This is a genomic window from Alkalibacterium sp. m-11 (assembly GCF_054658155.1).
The window spans coordinates 1-4,338 of the sequence record NZ_BAAGIR010000149.1 but is presented as its reverse complement, the minus strand read 5'-3'; the positions used below and the strand labels follow the sequence as shown (position 1 = coordinate 4,338).

Here is a 4,338-nt window from a genome sequence, read left to right as displayed (position 1 = left end):
ATGGATCATCAAAAGCGACTTTTTGAAATTTTTCTCCCCCATGGGGGAGAAAGCTCCATTCTTTCAAACAGTTAATCAATCAACTAAGTTAAGAACAATTCTTAACTACAAACTTATTATACGAGGAAGGGTTAGGCATGTTTGAAAAAATATTAGTAGCCAACAGAGGTGAAATAGCTGTACGTATTATTCGGGCCTGCAAAGAACTGGGCATCAAAACGGTAGCCATCTATTCTACTGCCGACGAAGATGCCCTTCATATGCAGCTGGCAGACGAAGCGGTTTGTATTGGTCCACCTAAAGCGTCAGATTCGTACCTGAATATACATAATATTCTGAGTGCAGCGGTACTGACAGGTGCGGAAGCTATTCATCCCGGTTTTGGTTTTCTTTCCGAAAATAGTCTATTTGCTGCGATGTGTGAAGAAGTGAATATTACATTTATCGGACCTGATAAGGAAACGATCGAACAGATGGGGAATAAGTCCAACGCGAGAGAAATGATGCAGAAGGCTAATGTACCCGTCATTCCTGGAAGCAATTCATCTATTACGACCTTGGATGAGCTGCATGAACACGTCCAGTCTATCGGCCTTCCTGTGATTATAAAAGCAGTAGCCGGCGGGGGCGGTAAAGGGATGCGTATGGTATTCGACTCAGATCTGCTGGAAGCCAGCTTTCTTCAGGCGCAGTCTGAATCGAAAGCAGCATTCAATGATAACCGTATGTATGTAGAAAAGATCATTACGCCAGCCAAGCATATCGAAGTGCAGATTCTGGCTGACCATCACGGAAATGTTATCCATCTTGGTGAAAGAGACTGTTCTCTTCAAAGAAACCATCAGAAGATCGTTGAGGAAGCACCCAGCTCCTCTTTGACAGATGAAGCTAGAGAGAATATCTGTATGAGTGCAGTGAGAGCTGCTCAGGGAGTAAGGTACAAAAATGCCGGCACGATCGAGTTTTTAGTTGATCAGAACGAGCAGTACTACTTCATGGAAATGAATACGCGCATACAAGTTGAGCATCCTATTACTGAAATGATCACTCATGTCGATATCGTCAAGGAACAGATCCGGATTGCTGCCGGACTGCCACTGACTGTGACTCAGGAAGATATTGAATTTAAAGGACACGCGATAGAATGTCGTATCAATGCTGAGAACCCTGCTTTCAATTTTGCACCTTCTCCAGGAGAAATCACGTACCTGAACATGCCATCGGGCGGCTTAGGTCTGCGTGTGGATACAGCGATGTTTGCGGGAGGAATAATTCCGCCCCACTATGATTCGATGATTGCAAAGATAATTACTCATGGTCAGACTAGAGAAGATGCTGTACGCAAAATGATCCGGGCGCTCGACGAAATGGTTGTAGAAGGTATCCAGACTAACCTTGATTTTCAGCATGATCTTCTAAGTCATGAAGTATTTGAATCTGGTGAGTATACGACGGAAACCTTGTCCCAGCAGATCATTCCTGACTGGTTGAACGAGAAGGAGGCGGAGAATGAGGCTATTTAAAAAAAGGCCCTATATTTCTATACAGAAAAGCACCTCTCAAAACGGGCCGACTGTTCCGGATGGGATGTTTGAAAAATGTCCTCAATGTAAACAGTCCGTGTACGTAAAGAGTTTAGGACAGGAAAGAATATGTCCTAACTGTCACTACGCCTTACGTATCCGTGCTCAGGAAAGACTGGCACTCACTGTTGATCCAAATAGTTTCTCAGAATGGGACGGCGAGGTGCATGCGTCAGATCCACTTCAATTTCCAGGATATGAAGAAAAAATTCAGAACGTCCAAATAAATACCGGATTAAGGGAGGCTGTTCTGACCGGGCAGGCACGATTTAATTCAATTGAATCGGCCATTGGAATTATGGATTCACACTTCATTATGGGAAGCATGGGCCAGGCCGTTGGAGAAAAAATAACCCGGTTATTTGAAAGAGCGACTGAAAAAAATTTACCTGTTGTACTTTTTACAGCATCCGGTGGCGCCAGAATGCAGGAAGGAATCTTTTCGCTTATGCAGATGGCTAAAACCAGCGCGGCAATTAAAAGGCATTCAGAAAAGGGGCTCTTTTATCTGACAGTGATCACCGATCCTACAACAGGTGGGGTGACAGCAAGCTTTGCTATGCTTGGAGACATCATACTGGCTGAACCAGGAGCACTAATAGGTTTTGCGGGTAAACGGGTGATTGAACAGACAATCAAAGAATCTCTGCCTGATGACTTCCAGCTTGCTGAGACAGTATTAAAAAATGGTTTTATAGACCAGATCGTCGAACGGGAAAAATTAAAATCTGTAATTAGTCAGCTTCTGGAACTGCATGTCGATCCAGAAGGAACAGTAAAGGAGGAGTCTGAATGAATGATGTCATGTCTGTGGTATCCTCTGCCAGAAAAACCGATCGAATCAATATGAAAGACATTACAAGTATGATGATCGATGACTTCATCGAACTGCATGGTGACAGAGTGTTTAAAGACGATCCTGCTATCATTGGTGGAATCGGGAAACTGAACGGCCGGGCAGTGACTGTAATTGGGAACCAGAAAGGGACAACAGTCGAGGAAAATGTCCGAACTAACTTTGGATCGGCACACCCGGAAGGGTACCGTAAATCTCTTCGACTAATGAAACAAGCTGAGAAGTTCAATAGACCCGTTCTCAACTTTATCAACACCTCTGGGGCATACTGTGGAGTTGAAGCCGAAGAAAGGGGTCAGGGTGAAGCGATTGCCCGGAACTTGATGGAAATGAGTGATCTTTCCGTGCCTGTTCTCTCAGTAATCATAGGAGAAGGAGGAAGCGGGGGTGCGTTAGCTCTGGCATTATCTGATGAAGTATGGATGATGGAGTTCTCAATTTATTCCATCCTGTCACCTGAAGGATTCGCGTCTATTCTATGGAAAGATGCCAAGAAAGCCAGCGATGCAGCTGAACTGATGAAGCTGACTTCGTCTGATTTGCTGAAGCTTGGGATCATCGAAAAAGTGATACCTGAGACTGAAAAAAAAGAAGTACTTGAAAAAAATCAGATTATCGCCAATATGAAAAAAGAAATTGATGAAAAGCTTTTTGAACTCGTTCGAGTTTCAAAGAATGAGCTCATACGTAAGCGATATGACCGATTCAGACAATATTAGTTGAAGCAATGGGATGGAATGATCCTGTTGCTTTTATTTATTCCATGTTTTGCAGCAGAAGGCTTGTGGTACAATATAGCTGAGGAGTGTTGTGATATGGGAGATAAGATAGAATTCCCTAAGAACTACGGGACATATATGCATCATGCATTGAGTGCGCTGCAGGACGCAGACTATAAGCGGGCAATTACACATATGAAAAAGGCATATGCGATCAAAGATGAAAACAGCCTGAATATTCTGCTGGTGTCGACATTATTTCAGAATGGGCAGATCAGTGAAGCACTTGACTACGCAGAAGAGAAAGAATCCTTTTACCTGACAAACGAAAAGAGACTGCTTGTTTATATCGAGCTGCTTATCTACAATTACCAGTTTTTGTTAGCTCAAAAATTGCTGGACGATGAAATCAGGTTAGCTACTTCGGAAAACTTGGCCAGCTGGCAGAATCTTAAGGACACTTTAGAGCAGAAAAAACTTGAAGCAGAAAAAGAACGTCACCAGACAGAAATCGAGCGCAAGAAAAAACTGTTTTCTTTAGCCTCATTGACGCCTGATGAGCAGTTTGCTCTGATTCAGGAAGCGGATGAGATGAAGACGGACAATTTGATTCATGCGGCACCATCTGTTTTTCAGAACCCATACGTTCATCCGTTTGCCCGGTCCGGATTTCTGTCTGTACTTATTGACAGAAGAGTAAATCAGTCTTTTTCATATACTTGGCTGAATGAGACTAGAAAGGTCACACCAGCAACTATGAGCACGTTTGAAAATCATCCGGTCGTACAGGACACGTATTCTAAAATTGAAGAAATCTCCATCAGTAATCCTTCATTAAAAGTGCTGGTCGAACAGGAAGCGAATGCTGTTCTTCTCATGCTCTTTCCGTTTATCGATGAAGCCATTCAAAAAGAAGATATTACAGCATGGATTTATACAATAGCAGAGGGGATACAGCCCGAGCAGGATGCAGTTGAACAAGTGTCTGAGGAGAAACAGGCTTATATTAACAGCTGGGTCAGCAGAGTGTATCAGGAGTTGCTGTGAATTAAGCACTATGTGTAAAATAGTTGTCGGAAAGTAAAATAGTAGGGCAAGAAATTAAAGTAGACAAAAAGAAAGAAGACCCTTAATCTAGAGATAACCACAAATCCAGAAAAGAGGTCTTCTTATGAATCAA

4 protein-coding genes are annotated in these 4,338 nt (G+C 42.9%); all 4 read left to right on the top strand.

The genetic code is table 11. The annotated features are described in order from the left end of the window. Positions 1-137 precede the first annotated feature (137 nt). The 4 genes from accC (at position 138) to ACYQ2O_RS10730 (ending at position 4,205) form a co-directional block, all read left to right on the top strand. Positions 138-1,523 carry an acetyl-CoA carboxylase biotin carboxylase subunit gene (accC, locus tag ACYQ2O_RS10745; protein ID WP_346024184.1) on the top strand — a complete coding sequence of 462 codons (1,386 nt, stop codon included), beginning with the start codon at positions 138-140 and terminating at the stop codon, positions 1,521-1,523. Then, positions 1,510-2,379 (top strand): acetyl-CoA carboxylase, carboxyltransferase subunit beta, encoded by an 870-nt coding sequence (gene accD / locus ACYQ2O_RS10740; protein ID WP_346024183.1) that lies wholly within the window; start codon positions 1,510-1,512, stop codon positions 2,377-2,379. Before accC ends, accD begins: the two co-directional genes overlap by 14 nt. Then, positions 2,376-3,158: an acetyl-CoA carboxylase carboxyltransferase subunit alpha gene (locus tag ACYQ2O_RS10735; RefSeq protein WP_346024182.1), complete on the top strand. Its 783-nt coding sequence runs from the start codon at positions 2,376-2,378 to the stop codon at positions 3,156-3,158. Before accD ends, ACYQ2O_RS10735 begins: the two co-directional genes overlap by 4 nt. 96 nt (positions 3,159-3,254) lie before the next feature. Beyond that, the gene (locus tag ACYQ2O_RS10730; protein WP_459796597.1) at positions 3,255-4,205 is read left to right on the top strand and encodes a hypothetical protein; all 951 of its coding nucleotides are present in this window, start codon (positions 3,255-3,257) and stop codon (positions 4,203-4,205) included. Positions 4,206-4,338: the final 133 nt, after the last annotated feature.